This window comes from Streptosporangium pseudovulgare (assembly GCF_014648055.1).
In the GTDB taxonomy this organism is placed as follows: domain Bacteria; phylum Actinomycetota; class Actinomycetes; order Streptosporangiales; family Streptosporangiaceae; genus Streptosporangium; species Streptosporangium pseudovulgare.
The window spans coordinates 138,547-164,248 of record NZ_BMQJ01000003.1 but is presented as its reverse complement, the minus strand read 5'-3'; the positions used below and the strand labels follow the sequence as shown (position 1 = coordinate 164,248).

At 74.0% G+C, this 25,702-nt stretch carries 16 protein-coding genes and 1 tRNA gene; 4 read left to right on the top strand and 13 right to left on the bottom strand.

Annotation, left to right across the window (positions count from 1 at the left end; translation table 11 throughout):
• Positions 1 to 252: 252 nt before the first annotated feature.
• From IEZ10_RS08055 to IEZ10_RS08045, 3 genes are all read right to left on the bottom strand, one after another.
• Positions 253 to 4,623, bottom strand: a complete 4,371-nt coding sequence (locus tag IEZ10_RS08055; RefSeq protein WP_189245859.1) for a family 20 glycosylhydrolase — start codon at positions 4,621 to 4,623, stop codon at positions 253 to 255.
• A 979-nt stretch (positions 4,624 to 5,602) separates the two neighbouring features.
• Positions 5,603 to 5,674: transfer RNA gene (locus IEZ10_RS08050), tRNA-Arg, on the bottom strand.
• Positions 5,675 to 5,786: 112 nt separating this feature from the next.
• A complete protein-coding gene (locus IEZ10_RS08045; RefSeq protein WP_189245858.1) occupies positions 5,787 to 6,779 on the bottom strand; it encodes a C40 family peptidase in 993 nt (330 codons plus the stop codon).
• Between the two features lie 319 nt (positions 6,780 to 7,098).
• Here IEZ10_RS08045 and IEZ10_RS08040 point away from each other — a divergent pair, with 319 nt between their 5' ends.
• A complete protein-coding gene (locus IEZ10_RS08040) occupies positions 7,099 to 7,488 on the top strand; it encodes a response regulator transcription factor (RefSeq protein WP_189245857.1) in 390 nt (129 codons plus the stop codon).
• Positions 7,489 to 7,572: 84 nt separating this feature from the next.
• Here IEZ10_RS08040 and IEZ10_RS40255 read toward each other — a convergent pair whose 3' ends face one another.
• Positions 7,573 to 10,485 (bottom strand): helix-turn-helix transcriptional regulator, encoded by a 2,913-nt coding sequence (locus tag IEZ10_RS40255; RefSeq protein WP_189245856.1) that lies wholly within the window; start codon positions 10,483 to 10,485, stop codon positions 7,573 to 7,575.
• 13 nt (positions 10,486 to 10,498) lie between these two features.
• Complete coding sequence (locus IEZ10_RS08030) at positions 10,499 to 11,233, bottom strand: alpha/beta fold hydrolase (protein ID WP_189245855.1); 735 nt, start codon at positions 11,231 to 11,233, stop codon at positions 10,499 to 10,501.
• Between the two features lie 301 nt (positions 11,234 to 11,534).
• Here IEZ10_RS08030 and IEZ10_RS08025 point away from each other — a divergent pair, with 301 nt between their 5' ends.
• Positions 11,535 to 12,116 carry a TetR/AcrR family transcriptional regulator gene (locus IEZ10_RS08025; RefSeq protein WP_189245854.1) on the top strand — a complete coding sequence of 194 codons (582 nt, stop codon included), beginning with the start codon at positions 11,535 to 11,537 and terminating at the stop codon, positions 12,114 to 12,116.
• Positions 12,117 to 12,422: 306 nt separating this feature from the next.
• Here IEZ10_RS08025 and IEZ10_RS08020 read toward each other — a convergent pair whose 3' ends face one another.
• Positions 12,423 to 13,154 (bottom strand): TetR/AcrR family transcriptional regulator C-terminal domain-containing protein, encoded by a 732-nt coding sequence (locus tag IEZ10_RS08020; protein ID WP_189245853.1) that lies wholly within the window; start codon positions 13,152 to 13,154, stop codon positions 12,423 to 12,425.
• 79 nt (positions 13,155 to 13,233) lie between these two features.
• On the opposite strand from IEZ10_RS08020, the gene IEZ10_RS08015 reads away from it, so the two are divergent.
• Positions 13,234 to 14,634 (top strand): MDR family MFS transporter, encoded by a 1,401-nt coding sequence (locus tag IEZ10_RS08015; RefSeq protein WP_189245852.1) that lies wholly within the window; start codon positions 13,234 to 13,236, stop codon positions 14,632 to 14,634.
• A 61-nt stretch (positions 14,635 to 14,695) separates the two neighbouring features.
• On the opposite strand, the gene IEZ10_RS08010 is transcribed toward IEZ10_RS08015, so the two are convergent.
• From IEZ10_RS08010 to IEZ10_RS07995, 4 genes are all read right to left on the bottom strand, one after another.
• Positions 14,696 to 15,925, bottom strand: coding sequence for a hypothetical protein (locus IEZ10_RS08010; RefSeq protein ID WP_189245851.1), 1,230 nt, complete (start codon positions 15,923 to 15,925; stop codon positions 14,696 to 14,698).
• A 50-nt stretch (positions 15,926 to 15,975) separates the two neighbouring features.
• Positions 15,976 to 16,362: a Rid family detoxifying hydrolase gene (locus IEZ10_RS08005; RefSeq protein WP_189245850.1), complete on the bottom strand. Its 387-nt coding sequence runs from the start codon at positions 16,360 to 16,362 to the stop codon at positions 15,976 to 15,978.
• A gap of 151 nt (positions 16,363 to 16,513) precedes the next feature.
• Complete coding sequence (locus IEZ10_RS08000) at positions 16,514 to 17,635, bottom strand: alanine racemase (protein ID WP_229811062.1); 1,122 nt, start codon at positions 17,633 to 17,635, stop codon at positions 16,514 to 16,516.
• Between the two features lie 220 nt (positions 17,636 to 17,855).
• A complete protein-coding gene (locus IEZ10_RS07995) occupies positions 17,856 to 19,379 on the bottom strand; it encodes an N-acyl-D-amino-acid deacylase family protein (protein WP_189245849.1) in 1,524 nt (507 codons plus the stop codon).
• A gap of 248 nt (positions 19,380 to 19,627) precedes the next feature.
• Here IEZ10_RS07995 and IEZ10_RS07990 point away from each other — a divergent pair, with 248 nt between their 5' ends.
• On the top strand, positions 19,628 to 21,043 hold the full coding sequence (locus IEZ10_RS07990) for a family 8 glycosyl hydrolase (protein ID WP_229811061.1): 1,416 nt from the start codon (positions 19,628 to 19,630) through the stop codon (positions 21,041 to 21,043).
• Here the strand turns inward: IEZ10_RS07990 and IEZ10_RS07985 are convergent.
• From IEZ10_RS07985 to IEZ10_RS07975, 3 genes are all read right to left on the bottom strand, one after another.
• Entirely contained in the window at positions 21,012 to 23,750 is a 2,739-nt protein-coding gene (locus tag IEZ10_RS07985) for a DUF4153 domain-containing protein (RefSeq protein ID WP_189245847.1), read from the bottom strand. The two genes, IEZ10_RS07990 and IEZ10_RS07985, sit on opposite strands and share 32 nt — an antisense overlap.
• Positions 23,751 to 23,768: 18 nt before the next feature.
• A complete protein-coding gene (locus tag IEZ10_RS07980; RefSeq protein WP_189245846.1) occupies positions 23,769 to 24,458 on the bottom strand; it encodes a response regulator transcription factor in 690 nt (229 codons plus the stop codon).
• 164 nt (positions 24,459 to 24,622) lie between these two features.
• Positions 24,623 to 25,567: a GNAT family N-acetyltransferase gene (locus tag IEZ10_RS07975; RefSeq protein WP_189245845.1), complete on the bottom strand. Its 945-nt coding sequence runs from the start codon at positions 25,565 to 25,567 to the stop codon at positions 24,623 to 24,625.
• Positions 25,568 to 25,702: the final 135 nt, after the last annotated feature.

The window sequence follows — 25,702 nt, the reverse complement described above, 5'->3', positions numbered from 1 at the left end:
CCGGGCGGCCGCACATCCCTGACGGCCCCCACGACGGCGCGGCCGGCGAAGGCGCGATCGGCTGCCGGACGTCTCGGGGTGACGAGGTCCGGCAGCGGGCATGGGGGCCTCCTGGCGATGTGGATCCCGGTCGGGTCCCACACGCCAGAAGGCCCTCGAACAATTCACCGTTGCCGGTCACATGTCGGTGATTGTCGACCGCCGCGGCCAGTGCATCCGGCCGCCGGTAACGATGGTTGCCGACCGCCGCGGTCAGTGCATCCGGCCGCCGGTAACGGCCTGTTTCCCGGAGACGGACACGGCGGGCAGCCACGGCACGTCGGGAGCCCGGTAGTACCGGATGCCCGCGTACTCCCAGCCGAGCGCATGCTGAGCCACCCGGCTCTGGAAGTCCTCGAAGAGCGACGGGTCACCTTGCCGGTCGAGCCTGGCGCTCCACGCCACCTCCGCCACCGCCGGAAGACGCGGGAACAACATGGTGTCCATGTACTTCGACACCGGGTCGAACGGCTTGTCGTCGCTCCACGGGGTCGTCGGGCCGTTCTGGTTGGTGGCGTCCGCCCAGAGCGCCAGCTCGACACCGTAGATCTGCTCGTCCGAGACCTCCAGCCGCCCCGAACCATCCGGGTCGGGAACGACGGTGTTCGGGTCCCATCGGTAGGCCCTGGCGAGGTCCAGGTAGCGGCCCTGAATCCAGGTGAGGCCGTAGGGCACCGAGCTGTCGTACTTGATATCGAGATAGGTATGGTCGGCCGGCGACATCAGGATTCTGTTGCCGTTGGCCAGGGCCGTGCGCACGCCGGCCGCCAGGCCCAACTCGCCGTTCTCCTGTCCGTAGTTGTGGAGTACCGCGCCTTCCGGCAGGGCCTCGCCGCTCGCCCAGGTGTTCCACGCCATGACCTTCTTGCCGGCCGCGGCCACCGCCTGATTGGCGATCTCGGTGTAGGCCCGGTATTGGGCGTTCGGGGTGCCGTCCGCCTCATCGCCGCCGACGTGGATGTAGTCACTGGTCGGGTTCTGGCCCGCGACGTCGGCCAGAACCGCGGTGAGGAACTCCTTGATACCGGCCAGATGCCGGTCGTCCTTCAGGCAGAGGTTCGGTCCGCGATTGAAGGCGGTGTAGACCGGGATGACCGTGTCGTTGCAGTTCAGTCCGGCCACCGAGGCCATCGCCGCACCCATGTGGCCGGGTCCGTCGATTTCCGGGATCACCTGGATGAAGCGGGCCTTCGCGTAATCGACGATCTCGCGGTACTGCTCTTTCGTGTAGAACCACGGCCCGGCCACGCCGTTGTCAACGGTGCCGGGCTTGATCCCGCTCTGTCCGGACCCACCGACCTGGGTCAGCGCGGGATACGCGTCGATGGCGATACGCCATCCCTGGTCCTCGGTCAGGTGGAAATGGAAGGAGTTCAGCTTGTAGGCCGCCATGTGGTCCAGCAGTCGTTTCACGTCGGTCACCGGGTAGAACCGGCGGCCGACGTCCAGCATCGCTCCGCGCACCGGGAAGCGGGGTGTGTCGGAGACGCGGACGGCGGGCACCGTCCAGGCTCCCTGCCGCACGGTGGGGGCGTTGATCTGCGGCGGGAGCAGCTGACGCAGCGTCTGGACGCCGTTGAACACGCCTTCGGCCGTGTGGCCGGTGATCAGAACGCCCTTGTGGTCCGCCGTGAGCGTGTAGCCCTGCTCTCCCAGGTCGGCGGATCCCGCCGCTGAGAGGGTGACGGCGGCCGGCTTCTTCCCCACGCCCTTCACCATGGGGCCGGCGGCCAGGTGGAAGCCGGTCGCCGGAGCCAGGATCGACGCCAGGTACGCGCCCTGCTCCCTCGTTGCGGCGTCGGTGAGGATCGGCGTGTCCGGCTTCAGCTCGAAGCCGGGGCCCGGACCGGCGGCCATGGACGTCGGAGCGGGGATCACCGCCGGAAGCGCGGATCGGCCCACCACCCGCACCGAAAGCTCGGCCGCCGTGGTGGTCTGCGTGTTGTTCGCACCGATGTCGCCGTAGGCGGCGAGCTTGACGTACCTGCCGTTCTTCGCCTTCGGCAGGTACACGGTCTGCGCGGCCGTACCGGACACGAAGGCCCCGCCGACGACCGGCTCGCCGAAGTCGTCCGGGGCGTCGGAGACGTAGACGCGGTAGTCGCCGATGTTGCCGTTGGTGTTGCTCTGCCTGGGCAGGTAGTTCAGCGCGCATACCTTCGCGGACGCGCCCAGGTCGAGGACGATGGCGTTCGGGAACTCCCGGGTGCCGTACGACCAGCCGGAGCTCCAGAAGGTTCCGCTGTTGCCGTCGATGACATTCGTGGCCGGCGTGTCCTCCGCCCCGTAGTGGGCGAAAGACTCCTCGCTGTTGGCCTTGACGCCCACCGGGCGGGCCGGCGTCCCGCAACCGTCGACCGGTCCCGGTGCCGGCGCGGGCGCGGGCGGGAGCTGGAACGGCGCGGGCAGTGCAAGCGTCCCGCCGGTGTCCGAGGCGGTGAACGGCCGGCCGTCGGCGGTCGCGTTCACCGTGACCGAAGGCGTGTACGCGCGGGCGTCGACGTCATTCTGGGTGAAGGTGTGGGTCCTGCTCCGGCAGACGATGTCGTCCCCCGGTGCGAGACGGCTCGAGGCGCAGCCGCTCAGGTCGATGTTCCCGGTGGTGGTGAGCGAGGTCAGCGGCACGTTCCCGGTGTTGGTGACGCGGACCATGTACGACGCCTGGTCCTTGATACCGAGTCCGGGCGGCGCGTTGTACCGGTAGACGTCGAGGACGGGCTCGATCTTCACTGCGGGTGCCGGGGCCGGCCCGGACGCCGGAGGCGCCGTGGTGGCGATCCGCACCTCGCTGATGGTGCCGGTGAAGAACCACTGATCGGTGGGGGCCGAGTCCTTGCCGGTCTTGAAGTGGACACCGCCCAGCGTCATGTTCTCCAGGTTGGTGAGCGCGGAGAAGAAGACCTGACGCGGGGCGGTGTAGAGCTTCACGCCGTCGAGCCAGAAGGTGGTCTGCCCGCCGCCGGCCCGCAGCTCGACCGTGTGCTCCCTGCCGTCGGCGACGTTGACCTGGCTCTGGTGATTGGCGAGGTACCCCTGCGCGCGCGACGGCCGGATCTCGAAGTAGGGCCTGCCACCGGAGTTGATCGTGATCAGGAACTCGTGGTCGTCCACCCCGTTCCGGGAGGCGCCGAACAGTACCTGGGGGAGCGTCTGGTTCGCGTTCGTCGTGGTGAAGGTGACCGAGACGGATCCGTTGTCCAGGGCGCGCACCTTCGCCAGGTCAGGGGTGACATCGATCAGTTCCCTGCCGGTGAAGGCGTGGGTCGCGGTGTCGCGGTACACCGTGGTCACGGGGCCGGCCGGCGGCTGGATGGTGGCCGCCTGGACGGTGGTGGAACTCTTCCCCCCGGCGGTGTAGACGCCGGTCAGCCGGATCGACCGTACCGGTACGTCCTTGCCGACTCTGACGGGCACGTCGAGCGTGATCGACCGGCCCGGCTCGACGGCAGGCGTCGCGGCGGTACCGGAAACGCCGTCGAGACCGCCCAGGGCGATGGCCCCCGCCGGCAGCGTGTCGTTCTGCTGGTTGGTCACGGTGACCGGCACGATGGTGGTGGCGTCGGCCGTCAGCGCCGTACCGGCCGGGATGGCGATGGGTGCGCACAGGCCGTCGAGTTCGCTGACCGGGAACGACGCGAAGGTGATCTTTGCGTAGCCCTCGCGTTCGTAGAGGACACCCACCTGTCCGTCAGCGAGCATGTCCGCCGTGGAGTATGCGGACGCTCCCGGGTCGAGGACCTTGGAGATGGGCCAGGTCTGTCCGTCGTCGCAGGACAGCCGGACAGTGGTGTTCATCCGGATCTGCGGATCGTCGTTGTTGGTGGAGATCAACCAGCGGGACCTCGGATCCCCGGCCGGGGCGTTCGGGTAGGCCCGCATGATCGAGCCGTTGTCATTGGGGTCACGCAGCGCCGTGTCCCGCGTCAGCGGCGAGTAGGTCCGGCCGCCATCGGTGGAGACGGCCCGCAACCTGTAGGGATTCGCTCGGACATTGAGCAGGAGGTCACCGGTCGACGTGTCGGTGACCTTGTTCTCGTTGGTTCCCGGGCCGATCAGGTCGCCGTGATGCCAGGTTTCCCCGTTGTCGTCGGTCCACGCGCTCACGGCATAGACCTGGCCGCTTTTCAGGACGTTGTACTGCTGGACGATCCGGCCCTTGTAGCGGCCGGCGGAAACATAGAGCCCACGGCCGGACGAGGCGAAGATGCCGCCCCAGGACGGGTCCTTGACCTGGTCGGTGATTCGCTTGGTCTTCCAGGTCTGCCCGTCGTCGTCGGAATAGCTGTAGTCGGCCTGCACCACGTACGGATCGTTGTGGTCGGTTCCCGTACGGCTCGCGACGAATCCGGTGCGAAGTGACGCCGCGTAGAACAGGAATATCCGGTTGGTCGCGGGATTGTAGGCCAGCGACGGATCACCGAAGCCGGCCGGATATTCTCCGGAGCGGTTGACCCGCTGCGCCGACCAGGTGTTCCCGCCGTCACGGCTGATACGCACGAGATTGTCGATGTTCGACGGCAGGTCGGCCACGGTATGCCGGCCGTCGTACGACGCGACGATGGTGCCGGATCTCGTCACCACCATCGCGGGAATGCGGTATTGGCGGTACTGGCCGTCCTGGCTGGTGGCCAGATCGACCGTCCGGGTCGTACGGATCTCTCCTCCGGGTGGTGTCGTCCTCGGGAGAACGGTCTGCGCATGGACGGGTGCGGCCCGGAGAGGTTCGGCTCGGGCGGGCGACAGCGACACTGTCACCAACGCGACGGCAGCGATTGACGCCAGGGGAAGTCTGCGTTTCACGGGGGGACTCGCTTCCGCGGGGATCGCATTCACTGTGGCGGACATCAGACGTCTGACATCTGTCGAAGCTAAAACGGCCTCGGACGACTGTCAACACTCCTGCGCGAAAGTCACGGGTTCCGAACAACAACAATCAGACGTTGCCCTGCCGGTAACCGAAAATCGCCGGACAGGCCGGTTGCCGGCCATGGCGGAACCGCCATGGCCGGCAACCGGGCGAACTCTGCGGCTCTTGTATCCCGAGGTCACCGGGATCGAGACCCGCCCGTCGCCTCCTCGTCCGGCCGGCGGGGCGACGTTCCGCGTCGCCGGCCTCGATCGCGAAGCCGCCCCGCGGGCCGTCACCGACCGCGATCTGGAGTATGGCCGTTCACCCGGAAGCGGGCCGGACCCCGGCGACGACGAGATCGATCGGGGCTCCCGTGAGCGGCTCCGGCGCCGGTACGCGGACCCGGCCCGGGCCCGCAAGGCGAAGTCAGAAGAGCGGAACGCCCTGGTCGGCAAACCGCGGCCCACGGAAGGCCTCGGCCTCCTCGATGAACCCCCACGGCCGCCGGTATGGCCACGGCGCCGCGGAAGATCCGCGGCACCGGCTCTTCGACGCCTTCCACCTGAAGATTCGCTGTCGGTACGGCGCCCGCCAGGTTCTGATCAGGATCACCGGCAAGGAGGACGACGTGCCCGCGATCCAGGCGCCTACAAAGCAAATCGCCGACCCGCCTGGTGGCGGATCGGCGTCGGGAGATGCTTCCCTTTTGCTGTGTGCCCCCTGCAAGATTCGAACTTGCGCTCCCGGCTCCGGAGGCCGGTGCTCTATCCCCTGAGCTAAGGGGGCCAACGAGTGAAAGATTACCAGGTTCTGGAGGTGGACCGACACTCGAAGCGCGGAGGGGAGATCACAGGAGGCGAACGGCTTGGTCTGGCGGGCGTCTGGCGGGCGGATGGCGTCACCGAGGGCCCGGGCGAACGGCTCCTCGGTAGCGGGCTCGGTAGTAGGGGGAGGCGGCGAAGTTCGTCATCCTGACGACGTCGCCGGTCTTGGGGGCGTGGACCATGACGCCGCCCTTGACGTAGATGCCCACGTGCGTGGGGTCTCCCGTGCCGCCACCGAAGAAGACCAGGTCACCGGCCCGGAGCCGGGAGAACGGCACCCGGCGGCCCTGCCTGAACTGGCTGCCGGTGTAGTGGGTGAGCGCGACGCCCGCCCTGGACCAGGCGTGCAGGGCGAGCCCCGAGCAGTCGAAGCCGCCGCCGGTCGGCCCCGCGCCGGATCCGCCTCCCCAGACGTACGGCCTGCCGAGCTGGCGGAGGGCGGCGGCCACGGCCGTCCGGCCGGGTGGGGTGCGGCGCGACCGCGGAGAGGGGGCGGGTGAGACGGGGCGCGGCCGCGGGGAGATGACGGACGAGGGGCCGGGCGAAAGGCCGGGCTTCCCCGCCTCGCCGGATGGGCCGCCTGTCTCATGGGACGGGCCGTCCTCGGCCGCACCCGGGGTCACGGCCCCGATCGCACCCCGTATCACGGCCCCGATCGCGTCCGGATCAGCGGCCCCGGGCCCGGCGGGGCTCGCGCCGGGAACCTTCTCCGGTGGTTCGTCCCCGGAGCCCGGAACCCCCCACGGCGGCGTGGAGGTGGAGGGCGGAGGCGCCCACGGCGGCACGGAGCCGAGAGCCGGGGGCGCCGGCGGCGCGGAGTCGCGGGCCGGGGGCACCGGCGGAGTGGGGGCCGGAACCGCCCGGCGGGCCTCGCAGGCGGCGACGAGCGTGTCCCGCATCTCGCTCTCGATCCATCTCCGGATGCCGTCCGGCATCCCGGCTCCGAGGAGGGAGCGGATGCTCAGCAGGAGCCGTACGGCGTCGGGGCAGTGCCGGGCCGGAGACTCCTGCGGCGCTCCCGCCAGGGTCGCCGTGAGAGCGGTGGCGGCGAGGAATGCGGTGATCATGTGTCCTCCCAGGTTCGGCGGATGACCGGAGCCCAGGATCGGCCGGAACGTGTGATCGCCAAGGAGCCGAACGGGATTCTGTGGACAACGCGGCGCCGCCCACAGCGGGTGGCGGCTCGGCGGCGGGTGACGCGCCGCTGTCCGTCGGTTTCATCGCCCACGGGCTCGATGGCGCCCCCAACGGCGGGCGGCGCGCCTTCCGGACCCCCGGCCCCCGGCCTTCCGGACTCCCGGCCTTCTGCGGCTTTTCCGGGCGCCGCCGGTACGCGTCCGGCGAAAACCACGCGTGGCCCCGCTCCCACGGGTTAGCCTCACGGCCGTGGGCGAGGTTCTGGGCAAGGTACTGGTGGTGGATGACGACGAGGTCATCCGGCAGCTCATCGCGGTCAACCTGACCCTTGAGGGGTTCCAGGTGGAGACCGCCTTCGACGGGCAGGACTGCCTGGACAAGGTGCGGGACGTGATGCCCGATGTGATCACGCTGGATGTCATGATGCCCCGGCTCGACGGCTGGATGACCGCCACGAAGCTGCGGAGGAACGAGGGGACCAGCCACATCAGGGTCGTTCTCATCACCGCGCGGGCGCAGGAGGACGACAAGCGGCGCGGGTTCGGCATCGGGGTCGACGCCTACCTCACCAAGCCGTTCGACCCGGCCGAGCTGATCCAGGTCGTCCGCGACCTGGCCGTCTCCACTCGGGGCCGCTGACCTCCCGGCCGGTGTCCCGATGTCACCCGGCCACCGCTCGGTCTCCTCTGGCCGCCGCGCCGGTCCCCGATGCCCGCGGGGGCCCTACAGCAGGCCCTCCCTGCGGGCCACGGCGGCGGCCTGGGTGCGGGAGGAGACGCCGAGCTTGCCCAGGATGTTGGAGACGTGCACGCTCACCGTCTTCTGCGCGATGAACAGCCGCTCGCCGATCTCACGGTTGGCCAGGCCCTCGGCGACCAGCGCGAGAACCTCCCGTTCCCGCCCGGTGAGCGCGCCCGGGCGCGACCCGGCGGGCGTCCGCCCCCGCGTGCCGTTCCCTGTCTCCCGCCCCTCGGCGGCCCCTGACCCGGACCCCGCCGCGGCTCCCGCCACCGACCCCGCCGCGCCCCCGAAAGCATCTGCGGAAGCGTCCCCGGGCCCGGTCCCGGACGGCACCTCGGACTCGGCCGCGGGGAATCGCGCCCGGCGGCCCAGGTCGGCCAGGGCGTCGCCCAGCGGCCGGGCGCCGAGCGACGCGGCGGCCCGGACGGCCTGCCTCCACTCCTCAAGCGCCGCGGCGTGGTCCCCCGAGACGAGCAGCGCCTCGGCCAGCCGCCACCGCGAGCGCGCGGTCTCGTAGACGAACCCGTAGCCGAACGCCTCGACCGTGGCCCGCCAGGCCCCGACGTCGGCGCGGCCGTGCACGCGGTGCCACTCGGCCTCGGCCCTCGCCAGCCAGGCGTGCCCCTCGACCCCCGTCCCGGGCCGGACCGGTCCGCGGGCGCGGGCCAGCAGCTCGTCGGCACCGTCGGTACGGCCCAGCTCGGCCAGCGCCCACAGCCCGACCGCCCCGATGCGGATGTTGCCCATGTCGGCCGGGTCGAGGGCGTCGAGGACGGCGGTCACGTGCTCCAGGGCGAGGGCGGGGTCGCCGTTCCACAGGGCGTGCTCGGCGGCCAGCGCCCGGGACATGTAGGCGACCAGGGAGTCGGACCAGAAGGGACGCACCCAGGTCAGCCGCTCGTCCACCTCGGGCAGCCCCATGGCGACCTCGACGAACAGCGCGAAGGACGACAGGATCGCCTCGTGGTTCGTGCCGACGCGCACGCCGAACCCCGAGCCCTCCTTGCGGGCCCGCGCCCAGTCCCCCGTCGTGTAGTGGATCAGCAGCTGGAGGAACCGCAGGTCGGTGCCGAAGGTGCTCCAGGACAGGCCGCTGTCCTCGGCCAGCCGGACGCCTCGCTCGGCGATCACGGCGGCCTCCGCCATCGAGCCGTGCTCGAACGTGAGCCGGGCGTGCTGGAAGATCGCCCGCAGGTCGACGGCCAGGTCGCCGGACTCCTGGGCGGCGGCGGCGCCGAACAGCTCCCCGGCCCGGCCGGGGTCGCCGTCGTACTCGGCGCAGGAGGCGAGGGTGACCATCGCGCTCTTCTGCGCGTCGCGGGCCCCGGTGTCCCCCGCGATCTCCAGGGCGCGTTCGGCGAGCGGCCCGATCTCCGCATCGCGGGCGGTGGGGAGGAGCGTGCGGGCGAGAGTGGCCAGCGCCCGCGCCAGCACGGCCGTGCCCGGAGCGGCCGCCGCCACGGCCTCCTCCGCGGCGGCGACGGCCGCCGGCACGTCGTCGGAGTCGTAGAGGTAGTAGGCGAGCCGCTCGCGGGTCTCGGCCGTCGGGGGCAGCTCCCGCAGCTGGGCGATGGCCCGGTGGTTGTCGCCCATGTCGGCCGCGGCGGCGGCGGTGCGCATGGCGAGCCGTACGCGGTCCGTCCCGGCGCGGCGCTCGGCGTCGGGGACGCGGTCCCAGAGCCCGAGCGCCTGCTCGAAGTGGCGGTGGGCCTCGGCGGGCGCGCCGAGGCGCTCGGCCCGCCGGCCCGCCTCGACCGAGGCCGACATCGCCTCGGCGAGGTCGTGTCCGGCGAGGTAGTGGTAGGCCAGCTCGGCCGCGGCGCCCTCGCGGGCGGTGAGCAGCCGGGCGAACTCCGAGTGCATCCGGGTCCGCTCGCCGGGCAGCAGGTCGGTGTAGACGACCTCCTGGAGCAGGGCGTGGCGGAACGCGTAGCCGTACTCCCCGTCGGGGCGGAGCAGCCCCTGGGAGACGATCTCCCGCATGGCGTCCTCGAAGGCGAGGTCGTCCAGGCCGGACGCCTCCTGGAGCAGGGCGTGGTCGACGCGCCGCCCGGCGACGGCGGCGCCCCGCAGCACCCGCTGGGCGGCGTCGGAGAGCGGTTCGACCCGGGAGAGCAGCAGGTCGGCCAGGCCGTCGCTCATCGAGGAGCCGTCGGTCAACGCCTCCAGGAGCTCCTCGGCGTAGAACGGGTTGCCCTCGGCCCGGTCGACGACCTCGCCGATCACCCGCGGATCCGTCCCGCCGAGTCCGGAGAGGTGGTCGGCCATCTCGTCGGGACCGAGCGGGCTCAGCTCGACGGCCGTCACCGAGGGGAGGCGCTTGAGTTCGGCGAGGACGCGGCGCAGCGGGTGGCGGCGGTGCAGGTCGTCGGTGCGGTAGGTGCCGACCAGGCAGACGCGCTCGGTCTGCAGCATCCGGCTGAGGAAGACGAGCAGGTCGCGGGTGGACCGGTCGGCCCAGTGCAGGTCCTCCAGGATCAGCAGCACGGGCCTCGTCGCCAGGAAGCCCAGCATCGAGCCGAAGAGCCGCTGCTGGGTGAGGGCCGAGGCGGTCTCGGCGCCGAGGTCGACGCCGCCGGGCAGCAGCCTGCCGAGGACCGGGCGTGCCTCGATCTCCGCGCGCAGCTCCGCGGGCGCGCCGCGCAGGGCGTCGGCCAGCGGGAGGTACGGCAGCGCGTCGCCCAGTTCGGCGCACTGCCCGACCAGTACGGCGAAGCCGGCCGCCTCGGCCCGTTCGGCCAGCTCGGCGACCAGGCGGGTCTTGCCGATCCCGGCGTCGCCGCCGACGAGGGCCACCCCGGCCAGCCCCGCGGCGGCGGAGTCGAGGACCGCGGCCAGCCGGGCGAGCTCCGCCGATCGCCCGATAAGCGCGTTCAGCGCCTTTTGCCAGCCCACGACGGCGAGTATGTCATGACCCGCCGAAGCGCCGTCCGGCCGCGGCGCCGTCCTCCCGGTCGCAGGACAGGTCGCGCAGGTCCTCCAACAGGCGGGCCAGCGGCCCCGGCGCGGCCAGCGCGCCCAGGTGTCCCCGGCGGGGCAGCAGGATCAGCCGCCCGTTCCGGCAGGCGCGCAGGAAGTCGCGCTCGTTCGACCTGAGCGGGTCGCGAGCGCCGTTGACCAGCCACACCCGGCCCGGGTAGGCGGCCAGCGCCGCGAGGTGGTCGTACCCGGTGACGGCCTCGACGACCTGCGGAAGCGCCTCGCACGACAGTCCCCCGGCGACCATCGCCGCGCCGGCCGGGCCGGGAAGGAGGCGGCGGAGGAGACGGGCGCTGACCCGGTCGGCGCGCGCCGGGTCCCGCGCGGCCAGGGAGGCGGCGAACCGGTAGGGGACGGTCACCAGTCGGCTGTTCGAGGTGCATCCGAGGGCGGCCAGCCCCGCCACCCGCTCGGGGAAGCGGCCCGCGGTGGCGATGCCGACGTAGCCGCCCAGGGAGAGCCCGGCCACGAACGCCCGGCCGCCGAGCGCGTCGATCGCGTCGGCCACCGCCGACGCGGCCCCCTCCATCGTGAACGGCTCGCCCCGGCGCGAGCCGTGCCCGGGCAGGTCGGGAGCGGCGACCGGGCCGCTGATCCGGGCGGCCACGGGGTCCCACATGGTCGCACTGACCCGGATTCCATGGACGAGGACGACCGGCAGCATCACTGACCTCCACGCTTCGAGGACGTACCGAGCAGACTACAACGCAACGGTGCGTTGCATTTGGCGTACCGCCATTAAAACACAACGCACCGTTGCGTGGTTATAGTCGGTACGGCACAGCACGGCACCGTCACCGGCACCACGCCACCGCGGAACCGCACGGGACCGCACAGAGTCGCGCGGGACCGGACGGCATCGCGGCGTCGGGCGGCACGGGACGGTGAGCCCGCACGGCACCGCACAGGACCGCGCGGGACCGCGCGGGACCGCGGAGAGCGAGAGCAGGGAGCAAGGAGCAGGGATGGCACCGCGCAAGGAGCAGCAGATCTTCCGGGCCACACTGGACCTGCTGGCCGAGAAGGGCTACGACGGGCTGACCGTCGAGGGGGTGGCGGAGCGGTCGGGGGTCAACAAGACCACGATCTACCGGTGGTGGCCGTCGAAGGCGGCGCTGCTGGCCGCCGCGCTGGTGGAGGCGGACCTGCTGACGCTGGAGCAGCCCGACACCGGCAGCCTCAGGAAGGACCTGGAGGCGCTGGTCACCGGCATGGCCGGGCTGCTCACCCGCCCGCCGTCGGCGGATGTGGCACTGACCGCGCTCGGCGCCGCCGTGCGTCATCCCGAGATGGCCACCGCGGCCCGGCGTTTCTTCGCCGAGCGGCTCGCCGGGGAGGCGGAGATCTTCGAGCGGGCGCGGCGGCGCGGCGAGCTGCCGGCCTCGGCCGACCCGCTGCTGATCATGGATCTGCTCGGCGGCGCGGTGTGGCTGCGCGTGGCCTTCCGCGGCCTGCCCCTGGACGACGGTTTCGCCGCGAGGGCGGTGTCCGCGGTCCTCGACGGGGTGGTCCGCGAGGCCGGGCCCTTGACCCGGGACGACGGCTGACGACGCCGACGCCGACGGTGTGGACGAGTGCCCGCCGGCGGGGTCCGGCCAGACGCCCGGCCGGGGTCCGGGCGGGGTTCGGTCAGACGCATGGGCCGGGGTCCGGTCAGGTGCCCGGGCCGGGTCCGGGCCGGGGTTCGGTCAGGCGGCCGGGCCGGGTCCGGCCAGGCGTCCGGCCGGCCCCGGGTCCTCAACGGGATCAGCCGGCCCAGCCCGGGAGGGGACCGTCCCGCGGGTCGTCCCGGCGGCGCGGGGCCGCTCCGGGAGGGAGCGCTCCGGGTATGAGAGCCGTCCCGGGGACGCGGGTCACTCCGGGAGCAGGTCGCGGGCCATGCCGTCCAGCAGCCAGCGCAGGCCGCGCTCGAACTCGTCGTCGGCGGCGTCGGCGTCGGCGTCGGCGGCCCGGGGGGCGTCACCGGCGAGCAGCGGCGCGAGGTTGGGGAACTCCTCGGCGACGCCCGGCTCCCCCAGGAAGGACCGGATGAAGGCGTCGCGCTCCCCGGGGTCCCAGCCGTACCTGGCCGGCGTCTCCCGCCGCAGGGTCTCCCTGATCACGAATCCCAGCGTGTAGTCGTCGACCGCGGAGACGATCGACGGTCTCCACTCCGGGCGGATCCGCGGGTCCGACAGCGCGGCCAGTGACTGCTCCACGTGCCGCAGGGCGTTGGGGCCGACGCCCGGGCGGCGGGAGACGACCTCGGCCAGCCAGGGATGGCGCCGCATCGCCGCGCGCGTGCTCCGGGCGATGGCCGAGATCGCCTCCCGCCAGTCGCCGGGGAGTTCTCCCGGGATCAGGATCTCCTTCGTGACCTCGTCGGCCATCAGGTCGAGCAGGTCCTCCTTGCGTTCGATGTGGGTGTAGAGGCTCATCGCGCGCGCCCCCAGCTCGGTGGCCACCCGCCGGATCGAGACGGCGTCCACCCCTTCGGCGTCGGCGATTCCGACGGCGGCCGCCACGATCGCCTCTCGTGTCAGCTTCGGGCGGCGCCTGGCCGCGTCCCTGGCCCACACCGGCCCCTGCGCTCGCTCGGATCCCACAACCGGAAAGTGTACGGCGTATCGCCCTGGTGATACGGTGTACGGAAAACCGATACAGCGTACGGAACGGTGGTCCGGAATGACCTCGATCAAGGAACCGGCGGGTCTGCGGTCCGATCCCGCCCTCCGCGGGATCGCCCTCGCGGTGGTACTGGGAACGATCATGACGATGCTCGACGCGACCATCGTCAACGTCGCGGTCGGCGTCCTCGGCCGGGAGCTGCGCATCCCGCTGGCCACCGTCCAGTGGGTGGTCACCGGGTACACGCTCGCCCTCTCCATGGCGATCCCGGTCACCGGCTGGGCGGTCGGGCGGTTCGGCGCCAAACGGACCTGGCTCGTCTCACTGGCGCTGTTCGGGGCCGGGTCGGCCCTGTGCGGCGCCGCCTGGTCCGCCGGTTCGCTGATCGCCTTCCGGGCGGTCCAGGGCCTCGGCGGCGGCCTGCTCATGCCCGTCGCGCAGACCCTGCTCGCCCGCGCGGCCGGTCCCGGCCGGATGGGACGGATGATGGCGGTGGTCTCGATCCCGTCGATGCTGGCCCCCGCGCTCGGCCCGCTGGCCGGCGGTTTGCTGGTCGACCACCTGAGCTGGCGGTGGATGTTCTACGTCAACGTGCCGGTCTGCGCGGTGGCGCTGCTGCTCGCCGTACGGCTGCTGCCGGACGACGCCGAGCCGCGCCCGGACGGCCGCCTGGACGCCGTGGGCCTGGCGCTGCTCTCCCCCGGCCTGGCCGTGCTGGTCTACGGGCTCTCCCAGGTCGGCGAGACGGCGGGCGGCGCGCGGGCGGCCGCGGGGATGGCGCTCGGCGCGGTCCTCGTGGCGGCGTTCGCCGTCCACGCGTCGCGCCGGGGGGAGCGCGCCCTGCTGGACGTGCGACTGTTCGCCGACCGGTCCTTCACCGGCTCCGTCGCGGCCCTGTTCTGCTACTCGGCGGGCGTCTTCGGCGTGCTCCTGCTGATCCCGCTGTACTCCCAGGCGGTGTCGGGACCGGGAGTGCTGGAGGCCGGGCTCCTGGTCGCCCCGATGGGCGCGGGCGCGATCGTGACCATGCCGCTGGCCGGGCGGCTCACCGACCGGGTCGGACCCCGCCCGCCCGCGATCGCGGGGATGGCGGCCGTCCTCGCCGGGATCCTCGCCTGCGCCCTGGCCGACGCCTCCGCCGGCACCGCCCCGCTGGCCGCCGCGCTCTTCGTCATCGGCCTCGGGCACGGCCTCGTCACCCCGGCGGTCATGGCGGGCGCCTACCGCTCCCTGCCCGGGGCGGCCCTGCCCGGGGCGGCGACCGCCTCGCAGATCGTGATCAGGGTGGGAAGCGCCCTCGGCGCGGCGGTGGCCGCCGTCGTCCTGCAGTCGCTCACCCGCTCCGGCGGGGCGGACGTGCCCGCCTTCGCGGGAAGCCTCCGGTGGGCCCTGGCGATCACCGCCGCCGCGCTCGTCCCCATGCTCCTGATCCCGCGCGGCCCGGCGCCGTCCCGATGACCGGTGCGCCCGCCCGCCTCCCGGTCCGTCCGAGAGGAGCGGGCCACGCGGACGGTGCGGGTCAGCCCGCGAGCGCGGCCGTGACGCGGTCCAGGATCGGGTACGGCACCAGCCCGTAGGCGTGGAAGTCGACCGCGTCCGCCCCGGCCGCCCGGGCCGCCCGGACCTTGGCGGCGAGCCTGTCGGCCGAGTCGGTGTCGGGCGGGCCGGGCCGCAGCACGACCCGCAGCTCCCGCTCCTCGCCCGCCGAGCGGCGGTAGGCGCCGACGTCGTCGGCCACCCGGACGGCGTCGCGGGCGTAGCCGAACGCGCCGAGCGAGGGCACCAGGTCGCCCAGCGCCACCAGGTCCACGCCGAGTTGCCAGGCGTCGTGCGCGGCGAGCCCCGGGGCGGGCAGGCCGTCGTCGTGGCCCTTCACCGCGCCGGTCCCGTCGAGGAAGACGAGCCTGGAGCCCTCGGCGGAGACGGCGGCGGAGACCTCCGAGACCAGCGAGGTCACCGCCTCCGAACGGGCCCTGGCGTAGGCGACCGCCTCGGGGCCGGCGTAGGCGGTCAGCGCCGCCCGGGTCACCTCGCCCTGCGCCGGCGGGTCGCCGCCGAGCACGCCGCCCACGATCCGCGCGCACTCCTCGCGCGCCGCCTCGGCGTTGACGCCCAGGTCGGTCGCGCGCCGCATGCAGAAGTCGCAGAAGCACAGGCCGAACAGGAACGCGTCCATCGGCCCCAGGGGGACGTGGCCGCGCCCGGGGCGGTGCCCCCGGCCGAAGCCGCAGGGACCGTCGAAGGCGCCGAAGTGCAGCGCCTCGGCGACCACGCTGTCCACCCCCTGCCTGGCCACCGCCCGGCCCAGCGCCACCGCGTAGGAGCGGACGTCCGGGTGGGAGGGACACAGGTCGGCGGGCGCGCCCCGGTCGCCGAAGCAGCTCCGCACGGTCACGTCGGGGGCGGCGAGGCCCAGCGTGGCGTTCCGCAGGAAGACCGCCCAGCCGTGCAGCCGCAGGCCGCGCCGGGCGGTGTCCGCGCGCAGGGCGGCCAGCGGCTCCTCGGCGGCCCCGGCCTGGACGGGCGGGGTCAGGCGCAGCCCGGCGAACAGGTCCGCGGGCGGCGTGAAGTGGACCCCGTCCGCGCGGAGCGTCACCCGGGCCGGGCCGTGGGGCGTGATGTCGCGGGACCGCTCGCCGGCCGCCGCCACGGTCACGCCCGCGATGCCGTACCCGGCGATCCGGTCGAGGACCGCCGCGCGGCCCTCCCCGCGCACGTCCTCGACGTGGACGTGTAGCGAGCTGTCCAAACCGCCGCCCTTCACCCGGAACCGGAGTCGGAGTCGAAGCCGGTCAGACTTCAACGCCCCTTGTAGGCGACGAAGTCGATCTCGACGAGGATGTCCATGAGGTCGGACCCGACGGTGGTGCGGACCGGGTAGGGCCGGGTGAAGTAGGACTTGTAGACCTCGTTGTAGGCGGCGAAGTCGCGCTTGAGGTGCTGGAGGTGGACGGTCGCCTTCACCACGTCGTCGAAGTCCAGGCCGTGGGCGGCCAGGATCGCGCCGAGGTTGCGCATGACCTGGTGGGTCTGCTCGGCCACGTCGGTCCCGACGACCTCGCCGGTCTCGGGGTGCAGCGGCCCCATGCCGGAGGTGTAGACGAAGTCCCCGACGACGAGACCCTGGGAGTACGCCCCGACCGGCGCCGCACCCTCGGCGGTGCGCAGCTCCTGCTTGACGCTCATCAACTACCTCCAGCGTGGAAACCCGGCCCGCGGGGCCGGGAGGACGCGCGGCACGGCGCCGCGCCTCCGATCGGGTCGCGTGTCCGCGGCCGCCGGCTCGGCGGGCAACGGACGATCGAAAACAACTTAAACAGAGGGAAATATACGGAATTCAGAAGAAGGTGGTGACGAGATCGACGACACGGTAGTCGTCGTCCACCACCGGGATGACCCGCCACTTGTCGAAGGCGGTGCACGGGTGGGAGATGCCGAACGGCACCAGCTCGCCCGGCGTGACCTGCGATCCGGGCGCCAGCCGTACGACCGCGTGCTGGTCGTGCATCCTGATCACCTCCGAGCCCGTGAGGACTCCGCGCGGCACCGGGAGCCCCTCGTCGAAGGGGGCGTCGCGCTTGCCGAGCCCGACGACGGCCAGCCCCGGCTCGGGGGTGCTCAGCACGTGCGCCCAGACCTCCAGCGCCGCCTGCAGCTCGCCCTCGATGCGGTTGTACGGCGTGCGCTCACGGTAGTGGCCGTCGTCGTGGGTGACGTAGGCGCCGCTGCGCAGCACGATCCTGGCCTGGCAGGCGGCGAGCTCCCGGCCGACCACGTCGAACCACTGACTGCCGCCCACCGACAGGATCGGGTCGCGCACCCGCAGGTGCGCGAGCGCCTCCAGCATCTGTCCGAGGTAGGCCCGCACCTCCTCGGCCGTGCCCAGCACCCCTTCGTACCCGGCGACCCCGGCGAGCTCCACGCCCTCGGCCGCCTGCGCCGCCCCGGCGACCTCCAGCAGCTCACCCAGCGTACGGCTGCCGCACCGCGCGCCCGCGACGCCCAGCTCGGCCAGCACCCGGAACGGCCTGGCACCCGCGTGCGCCGACAGCGTCTCCACCCCCGCCACCGAGTCCACGAAGCACAGGAACTCGGCCTCGGGGTCCTCCTCCAGCCACGCGGCGACGGCGTCGAGCCCGGCGGGGTCGAAGAACTGGTTGGCCAGGACGATCCGGGAGACCCCGAACTCGCGCAGGATGAGGACCTGGCTCGGGGTGGCGGCCGTCATCCCCCACGCGCCCGCGTCCAGCTGGGCGCGGACCAGCTCGGGGGACATGGTCGTCTTGGCGTGCGGGGCGAGCAGCATGCCGTGCCGCTCGGCGAAGTCCGCGAGCGTGGCGATGTTGTGCTCCAGCGCGGAGCGGCGCGCCACCATGACCGGGAAGCTGAAGGCCCCGCCGAACAGCGAGGACCCCACCGCCTTCTCGGGATCCACGATCCCCTTCACCGTCGCCGTCACCGCACCGCTCCCTTCGGTCTCCCCGCCGCCCCGGAGGACGGTGCCTCCACGTCGCGGGGGTCCTGGTGGTCCCGCGGGCGCCGGCCGCCGCCGGTCCCGCCGACCCTATCCTCGCGGTCCGGGGGGCCACAGGGGAAACGGACGCCGCGTGGGAGGCGGAGCCGGGACCGCCGGGGAGGCGCGGAGCCGGGTCCGCCGGGACACGGGGGGACGGAGCCGCTCACGGCCGCAGCGCCCGGCCGGGGGTGGCGCCGGTGAGCCGTCCCGCGGCCAGGACCGGCACGCCGGAGACGAGGACGTCGTCCACGCCGGCGGCCGGGACGCGGGGGGACTCGTAGGTGGCCAGGTCGCGGAGGGCGGCGGCGTCCACGACGGCGAGGTCGGCGATCTGCCCGGGGCGGACCAGGCCCCGGCGGGGCAGGCCGAAGCGGCGGGCCGGGTGGGAGGCCAGGTGGACGACGGCCTGCGGGAGGCTCCAGTCACCGGTCTCGCGGACGTGGTGGCCGAGCATGCGGGCGAACGCCCCGTACCCCCGGGGATGGGGGTGCCCGCCGACGTAGATGCCGTCGGAGCCGCCCGTGTGGGCCGGGTGGCGCAGGATCGCGCGGACCGACTCCTCCCCCTCGGGGCCGTCGTCCGGGCGGGCCGTCACGCAGCCGGCCGAAAGGCGGGTGTCGATGAGGATCCGGCGGCAGAACTCCCCCGGGCCGGTCCCGGCCTTCGCGGCGGCCTCCGGGAGCGTCATCCCCTCGGCCCACTCGGCCCCGGGCACGTAGGAGAGGGTGATCCTCGGCCAGAGGGATTCGTCCCACTCGACCGGCTCGGACGCGAGGATCCCCAGCGCCCGCTCGGTGTCGGCGGCCGGGATCCGCGCGGGCAGCGCGACCATCGCCAGGATCGTGCTGCCGCGCAGGTAGGGGTAGCTGTCGAAGGTGACGTCCAGCCCCTCGGCGAGGGCCGCGTCGAGCGGCGGCAGCAGGACGGACGCCGGGCCGTGGTAGTGCGACACGTGGACGGGCACGCCGGACGCGCGGGCGATGGCGGCCACCTCGGCCATGCCGGTCGCGCCCCGCTCGCCGTACGCGCGCATGTGGGTGACGTACGGCAGGCCGCCCAGCGGCGCGCACAGCGCGGCGATCTCCGCGGCGTCAGCGTAGCGGCCGGGAGCGTACTCCAGCCCGGTGGACAGCCCCGCCGCGCCCTCCTCCAGGCCGCGCTCGACCCGGGCGAGCATCGCGGCCAGCTCCTCGCGGGTGGCGGCCCGTTCGGCGGGGCCCATCACGTCGTAGCGGATCGTGCCGTGCGGCAGCAGGTAGGCGGTGTTGAGCGCGGTCGTCCTGTCGTGGCCGTCCAGCAGCTCGCGGACGCTCAGCGGCCCGTCGGCCCAGGGGTGGGCGCCGTTGACGGCCGCGAAGTAGCGGGTGACGTAGGCGAGGGTCCCGGGGGTGGTGGCCGGGGCGAAGGACAGGCCGTCCTGGCCGAGGACGAACGTGGTCACGCCCTGGCGGAGCGCGGCGAGCTGCACCGCCGGGTCGCCCGCCAGGGCGTCGCCGTGGACGTGGCAGTCGACCAGGCCGGGCATGACGTGCCGCCCGGAGGCGTCGACGACCGTGGCGGCCTCGGCACCGTCCAGCCTCCCCACCGCGACGATCTCGTCCGCGACGACGCCGACGTCCGCGGGGAAGGCGGGGGCTCCCGTGCCGTCCAGCACCCGGCCACCCTGAACCAGCACATCGAAGATCATGCCCGGATTGAACCACCCGCCGCGCTCCGGCGCACTCCCCCGCCCGCGCGGGCCCTCGGCTCCGGCGGCGCGCACCGCCTGAGGTACGGCCGCGCTCCCCCGCCCGCGCGGGACCCTCACCGATGGGCCGGTGACGCCCGGAGCCGGCGGCCGGTGGCGTCCGTAGCCGGCGGGCGGTGGCGTCCGGAACCGGCGGGCGGTGGCATCCTTCACGGGTCAGGAACTCCCCGCAGGAAGGCCGTCGTCCCGTGCGCACAAGGCAGCTCCTCCGACGTCCCCGCCGTCCCCGCCGTCCCCGCGGCGTCCCGGTCCGGGCCGCGGCCCCGGTGGCGGCGGCACTGGCCGCGGCGGCGCTCGCGGTGGCGGGCTGCGCCGCGGACGGCGGTACGGCCCGCGGCGCCGACCCCGGCTCCGCCGCCGCCCGGACCCCCGCGGCGAGCGGGACCGGCGGGACGACCGGCACCCCCGGGACCGGTGGGGCGACCGGCACCCCCGCCCCGGCGGCCCCGGACGCGCCCCGCGTGCCGTTCGGCGGGCACGCGGGCCGCTACGCCGCCGGGACGCTGCGCCCGAGCGGCGACCAGGCCGCCCTCGACGCGAAGGTCGTCGAGCACTACCGGCGGTGGAAGGCCGCCTTCGTCAGGCAGGACTGCGGCCACGACCGGTACCAGATCCTCTCCCCCGACGCCGACCACCCGTACGTGGCCGAGGCCCAGGGCTACGGCATGGTCGTCGCCGCCACCATGGCCGGGGCGGACCCGGACGCGAAGAAGATCTTCGACGGGCTCCTGCGGTACGTGCTGGCCCACCCCTCGTCGATCACCCCCGGCCTGCTCGCGGCCGAGCAGGACGCCTCGTGCAAGAGCGTGAACGGCGGCGACTCCGCCACCGACGGCGACCTCGACGTCGCCTACGGCCTGCTCCTGGCCGACCGGCAGTGGGGGAGCTCGGGCGCCTTCGACTACCGCGGGCTGGCGCTCGACCGGATCCGCGCGATCAGGAAGGGCGAGATCAACCCGGTCACCAGGCTGACCAAACTGGGCGACTGGACCGACCGCGGCGACGAGTACTACTGGGTCAGCCGGTCCTCCGACTGGATGATCGGCCACTTCCGGGCCTTCCGCCGCGCCACCGGCGACCCGTTCTGGGACGCCGTGACCGACGCCCACCAGGACCTGATCGCCGCCCAGCAGGCGCGGTACGCCCCGGGCACCGGGCTGCTGGCCGACTTCGTGGTCGGCACCCGCACCGCCCCGAAGCCCGCGCCCCGGGAGGTCCTGGAGGACCCGCACGACGGCGCGTACTGGTGGAACGCCTGCCGTACCCCGTGGCGGATCGGCGACGACGCGGTGACCTCCGGGGACGCCCGGTCGCTCGCCGCGGTCCGCCGGATGAGCGCCTGGATCAGGGAGGAGACCGGCGGGGACCCGGGCCGGATCGGCGCCGGCCGCACCCTCGCCGGCCGCAGCCTCTCCGGCGACACCGAACTCGCGTTCTCCGCCCCGTTCGCGGTGGCGGCGATGGCCGACCCCGGCGGCCAGGCGTGGCTGGACGCCCTGTGGGACGAGATGGCCACCGCCGCGTTCACCCGCCGGGACTACTTCTCCGCCAGCGTCACCCTCCAGGCGATGATCACGGTGTCCGGCAATCGCTGGACGCCCTGACCGGATGGCGGGCCAGCACCTCCCTGGCCCGCTCCCTGGCGAGGTTCCAGCCGTTCCACGGGTCCGGCGAGGCCAGCTCGTTGCGTTCGACCACGGTCCGCAGCACGCAGCTGCGGACCGGCTCGGGCAGCCGGTCCAGCACCGGTACGGCCTCCGCCCCCAGGCCGCCCAGGTAGCGGTGGTCGATCCGGTCCGGGCCCCGGACGGCGATCTGGGTCTCGGCGACCCGCAGGTCCGGGTTCCACGCGGCGAAGGCCAGCAGCGCCGCCCCGGTCATCGCGACCATGGTCCTGGGCAGCCACCGGGCGGCGCGACGCCGGACGAGCCGCACGGCTCCGGCCACGAGCACCAGCGCGAAGACGGCGCCCAGCCACCAGATCGCCGCCTCCACCGAGGCCCGCAACCGGGTGAAGCCGTAGGCGCCGACGTACAGGTCCAGCCGGTGCAGGGCCGAGACCAGGACGACCATGGTCAGCGCGCAGAGCGGGCCGAGCAGCCCGGCCATCAGCCACCGCTCCCGGCCCCGCAGCCTGAGGGCCCCCGAGGCGACCGCCACGATCGCCAGCACGAACACGCTGACCACGGCGAGCTGGAAGAACCCCGAGCGGGCGTACTGGGCGTAGGTCAGGCCGGTCGCCGACACCAGCCACCTGGAGGTGCCGAACAGGACCGTGAGCTGCATCGCCACGAACACGCCGAACAGCAGGTCGAGCGCGGCGAGCGGCAGCACCCACACCCCCCGGCTCACCGTGAGGCGCGTGCCCGGCCCCTCCGGCTCGGCCACCGGCCGCAGGCCGGCCAGCACGGCGGAGGCGGTCACCGCCGCGAAGAGGCCGAACAACAGGATCCGCAGCGGCAGCGCCCCCGCGCCCAGCAGGTCCCGCACGCTGAAGACCCGGGCGACGGCCTCGGCGAAGACCGCGTCGGCCGAGGCGAACAGCGCGCCGAACACCGCCACCAGCACGGCGCTCAGCGCGATCCCGGCGAGCACCGGCACGATCCGCCGCCGCAGCGGCAGCCCCCTCGCCGGCCTCACCGGCGCGGCCAGGAACCACGGCACCGGCAGCAGCCCCAGCACCACCGACGCCCCGCCCCGCAGCACGCCCGCCCAGCCGCGCCCGGCCCCCGACAGGGCGAGCGCGGCCAGCAGGAACCCGGCCGGCAGGAGCGGCCCGGCGAGCCAGTCGGCGTCCCGGAACGCCGCCACCGCGACCAGCCCGTAGGCGATCAGGCCGAGCGCCGCCGACCAGGGGGTGACGCGGCGCCGTACGGCGGGCAGCGCCACCATCCCCATGGCCGCGGCGACCAGGACGAACCCCAGGCTCATCGCGCTGCCCGGGAGCGCGACCGCGGCGAGGAGCCCGACGGCGGCGCACGCCGGAGGCGCCCACCGGGGGGTGGGGGGCAGCTCGGGCCGGGGCAGCACGGGCGGCGCCACGTACTCCCCGGTCGTCCCCGGCGGGGCCGGGGAGGGCTTCACCGCCTTCCCGGGCGCGGACGGGGTGGGCGCCGGGCCGGCCTCCGGTGATCCGGGCGGCGGCCGGACCGGAACGGTGAACGTCACCCGTCGCTCGCACGCGGAGGGGGCCGGGACCTCCCACCGGGACCGCCCCGGGATCTCCGGTTCGGACGGGTCCGGGAGCCCGCTCCCGGACGGGGCCGGGACGGGCGGCGGCCGGACCGGGACGGGCGCCGCCGTGGGCGGGGCGGCGCCCGCGGCGGCGCGCCGCGGCAGGTCGACCGCGACGCGGCAGCCGGGGCCGTCCTCCACCCGGATGGAGCCACCGTGCAGCTCGACGATCTCCTTGGTGATGGCCAGCCCCAGCCCGGCGCCGCCGTCGTCGGCCGCGCGGCCGGCGTCCAGGCGGGAGAACCGCTCGAAGACCCGGGTCCGCTCGGCCTCCGGGATGCCGGGCCCCTCGTCGGTGACGCGCAGCCGCACCCCGCCGTCCCGCGGCGCCGCCGCCAGCACCACGGCGCCGCCGTCGGGGCTGTGCCGTACGGCGTTGTCCAGCAGGTTGGCGAGCACCTGGGCCAGCAGGTCGGGGTCGGCGCGCACGCCCAGCCCCCCGGGCACCTCGCAGCGGGCGGCGACCCCGTCCCTGGCCAGCACGGCCTCGCGCAGCGCCTGCTCGCACAGGGGCCGCAGCTCGACGTTCTCCAGCTCGATCAGCCGGGCCCCCGACTCCAGCCGGGACAGGTCCAGGAGCTGGGTGACCAGTCGGCCGAGCCGCTCGGTCTGGGCCAGCGCCGTCTCCAGTGTCGCCTGGTCGGGCGCGGAGACGCCGTCCACCACGTTCTCCAGCACGGCGCGCAGCGCGGTGATCGGCGTGCGGAGCTCGTGGCTGACGTCGGCCACCAGCGCGCGCCGCTGCCGGTCCACCTCGCCCAGGTCGGCCGCCATGGCGTTGAACGCGCGGGCCAGCTCGCCCACCTCGTCGCGGGAGGTCGCGGTGACGCGCAGGCCGTACCGCCCCTTGGCGATGGTCTGCGCGGCGGCGGCCATCTCGCGCAGCGGCTTGGTCATCCCCCGCGCGAGGAGTTGCATGATGACCAGGGCGAGCACGGCGGCCACCGCGACGCGGACGTTGCGCGAGTAGCCGGAGTTGATGCCGACCTCGTTGACCACGAACGCCACCACCACGGCCAGCAGGATCACCAGCCCGAGCTTGACCTTGATCCGGCCCAGGAAGTCGAGGGGTCTCAAGCGGAGCACATCCCGTGATCAGGGGCGGACGAGGGCGTAGCCGACGCCGTGGACGGTCCGCACGACGCCGGGCCCCAGCTTGCGGCGCAGCGCCCGCACGTGGCTGTCGACCGTGCGGGTGGCGGCGGCCTCGGAGAAACCCCAGATGTCGGAGAGCAGCCGTTCCCGCTCGAAAACCTGGCCGGGCCGCTCCGCCATGCGGCACAGCAGGTCGAACTCGGTCCGGGTGAGCTGCGCCTCGGCGCCCCGGGTGTAGACCCGCCGCTCGGCGACGTCGATCTCGACGTCGCCGACCCGGATCACCGTGTCCGGCCCGGCGAGCTGGGAGGCCCGCTCCACCCGCCGCAGCAGCGCGTGCACCCGGGCCACCAGCTCGCGCATGCTGAACGGCTTGGTCATGTAGTCGTCGGCCCCGACGCCGAGCCCCACGAGCAGGTCCGTCTCCTCGGCCAGCGCGGTGAGCATGAGCACGGGCACCGGCCGGGCCGCCTGCATCCGCCGGCACACCTCCAGACCGTCGAGGCCGGGCAGCAGCCGGTCGAGCACCACCACGTCGGGCCGCGACCTCGCGTACGCCGCCAGCGCCGCCTCGCCGTCCCCGACGGCCCGCACGTCGAAGCCCTCCGCGGTCAGCCGGTGCCGTACGGCCCGCGCGATCGTCTCGTCGTCCTCCACCAGGAGGACGCGTCGTTGCTGAGGGGTTGCCATAGGCGGAGCGTAGACCGGGGCGGTGCAGACGATCCGCGGATAATTGTGAAGGTTTCGCGCACCCGCGCCGGGAGGGCGCGGGTGCGGGTGGCCGGGGCGCGGTGTCCTCCGGCCCGTCGTCTCCCGGCCCGCCCCGGCGGGGACGAGCCGCGAAGACCCGGCGGTCAGATCATGATCATCCGGCGGCCGGTGATCCGGTAGCCGATCCGGGCGAACGACGCCGCCATGGGCGCGTTGCCCACGTCGGTGCTGTCCCTGACCTGGGGCTCGCCCTCGGCGGTGAAGATGTGCAACGTCTCGGCGACGAGGTCGTCGATGTAGCGGCGGCCCCGGTACGCGGGGTCCACCCCGATGTAGCCGATCGTGGCGGTGGTGGCGTTGCGGGTGGGCATCGTGATGCCCACCACGTCGCCCGCGGCGTCGTGCGCCAGCCGCCAGCGGTGACGCCCGCCGGGGAAGTCCGCGATGTCCTCCAGGGTCGCCTCCGCGGTCTTCCGCGGCCCCTGCTCGGCGAGACGGCGGCGGTCCCAGGCGTCGAGGCTGCCCTCGGCGATCCGGGTGAGCACGTCGAGGACGGCCTCGTCGTCGTCGGCCGGGGTGAAGGTGAGCCGGGTGGAGCGGGGCGGCAGGCCGTACTCGGGGATCCAGCGCAGGTTGAGCCGCTCCACGGAGTGGCGCAGCCCGGCCCGCTCGGCCGCCTCGACCCGGTCGGTGACGTCGGCGACGGCGTCGGGGCGGTCGTGCCAGTCGGCGGGCAGGAACAGGTGGAAGTCGGGACGGTCCCCGGCGGGCGAGGAGTAGTCCGGCGTGACGAGCGCGGCGTAGGCGGCCCGCAGCAGGGCCGCGCCCACCTCGACGCGGTCGGGGCCGGTGCCCGGGTCGAACCAGTCGAGGCTGAACGGGTGCTCCGCGCCGGGCGGGCCCCAGAAGGCGGCGCGGGCCACCACCCGGTCGTCGCGCAGCGCGACCCAGAGCCAGTCGGGCCGGTCGTAGCCCAGCTCCTCGAAGGGGGCGTGGCGCGCGCCGACACCGGAGGCGGGCAGCGGGCCGTAGGCGTGGAAAAGGTGGAGGCCGTCCGCGGTGAGCGGGCGGAAAATCAGGTCAGACACGTTTTCTCCGAAAAAGCGGTGCGCTCTCCCGGGACTCAGGCGTCCTGTCGCCTGAGGCGGGAGCGCGTGACGAGGGTGGACATCGGCTCCTCACCTCCTGTCTTCTGTCGCGTCGCCAGCCGAACCTCGGCCGGC

Bases quoted from the DNA above. Each gene is read 5' to 3' on its own strand.
- IEZ10_RS07980 (WP_189245846.1), bottom strand. From the start codon at position 24,458: ATGGCAACCCCTCAGCAACGACGCGTCCTCCTGGTGGAGGACGACGAG.
- IEZ10_RS08005 (WP_189245850.1), bottom strand. From the start codon at position 16,362: ATGAGCGTCAAGCAGGAGCTGCGCACCGCCGAGGGTGCGGCGCCGGTC.
- IEZ10_RS08025 (WP_189245854.1), top strand. From the start codon at position 11,535: ATGGCACCGCGCAAGGAGCAGCAGATCTTCCGGGCCACACTGGACCTG.
- IEZ10_RS08045 (WP_189245858.1), bottom strand. From the start codon at position 6,779: ATGATCACCGCATTCCTCGCCGCCACCGCTCTCACGGCGACCCTGGCG.
- IEZ10_RS07995 (WP_189245849.1), bottom strand. From the start codon at position 19,379: ATGATCTTCGATGTGCTGGTTCAGGGTGGCCGGGTGCTGGACGGCACG.
- IEZ10_RS08030 (WP_189245855.1), bottom strand. From the start codon at position 11,233: ATGCTGCCGGTCGTCCTCGTCCATGGAATCCGGGTCAGTGCGACCATG.
- IEZ10_RS08055 (WP_189245859.1), bottom strand. From the start codon at position 4,623: ATGGTGGTGACGAGATCCGGCACCATCGTCGCGTCGTACGACGGCCGG.
- IEZ10_RS08015 (WP_189245852.1), top strand. From the start codon at position 13,234: ATGACCTCGATCAAGGAACCGGCGGGTCTGCGGTCCGATCCCGCCCTC.